The organism is Leeuwenhoekiella nanhaiensis, from assembly GCF_002744755.1.
Lineage (GTDB): Bacteria > Bacteroidota > Bacteroidia > Flavobacteriales > Flavobacteriaceae > Leeuwenhoekiella > Leeuwenhoekiella nanhaiensis.
Genome location: NZ_KZ319327.1, coordinates 1 through 1025 on the forward strand (window position 1 = coordinate 1; position 1025 = coordinate 1025).

Sequence of the window (1025 nt, forward strand, 5' to 3'; positions counted from 1 at the left end):
GTTGCGAAGAGCACGTCAACCACGAAGTAAATAAACTCAACGGAATTGTAAACTCAAAAGCATCCTACGAAAACGGGAATGCCATCATTGAATTTGACCAAACCAAAACGAATGAAACGGAAATCGAGAAAGCAATTAACTCAACAGGCTATAAAGTAACCGACAAAAAACAAATCAATTAGTATGAAAGAATACGATGTATTCATCATTGGTTCGGGAATGGCAGGAATGACCATCGCCAATAAATGTGCCTCAAAAGGCTTGACAGTCGGAATAACGGATGAATTACCGTATGGTGGCACTTGTGCTTTGAGAGGTTGCGACCCAAAAAAAGTGATTATTGGCGCTACGGAAGTACGAGACTTTGCCAAAAGACTTAACGGAAATGGCATTGATACCATACCTAAAGTTAATTGGAAAGACATAATGGCCTTTAAACAAACCTTTGTGGATGAAATGCCACCAAAAATTGAAAAAGGATATGAAAAGAATGGCATAGACACTTTTCATAGTTCAGCAAAATTTCTATCAGATAACACATTAGAGGTTGGGAACGATAAAGTACAAGCTAAAAAAATTGTAATCGCATCGGGTTCAAAGCCAAGGATTTTAGAATTCGAAGGTGGCCATTTTGCCAAATCCAGTACCGATTTCTTGAATTTAGAAGAATTGCCAAAATTGTTATTATTCATCGGTGGCGGCTATATCGCCTTTGAGTTTGCACATATTGCAGCTCGATGTGGTGCAGAAGTCACTATTGTTCATAGTGGGGAAAGTCCCTTGGAAAATTTTGAACAGGATATTGTAAAACATCTTGTTTCTGCCACAAAAGATTTAGGCATAAAACTTATTCTTAATACGGATGTTACCGCTATTGAGAAAGTGGATGGCCAGTATCGCGTAGAGGGTAAATGCGCAGAGAAAACAGAATATTTTGAAGCTGAAGCTGTTTTTAATTCTGCCGGACGACCACCTGCAATATTTGATTTGGATTTGGACAAAGCCAATATAGCTTATACTAAAAA

At 38.1% G+C, this 1025-nt stretch carries 2 protein-coding genes; both read left to right on the plus strand.

Annotation, left to right across the window (positions count from 1 at the left end; all coding sequences use genetic code 11):
- Nucleotides 1-182 (plus strand): heavy-metal-associated domain-containing protein (locus CJ305_RS19230; protein WP_143469429.1); only part of this gene is annotated, 182 nt, incomplete at its 5' end.
- 1 nt (nucleotide 183) lies between these two features.
- The coding region (locus CJ305_RS19235; RefSeq protein WP_143469430.1) for a dihydrolipoyl dehydrogenase family protein at nucleotides 184-1025 on the plus strand (842 nt) is incomplete at its 3' end.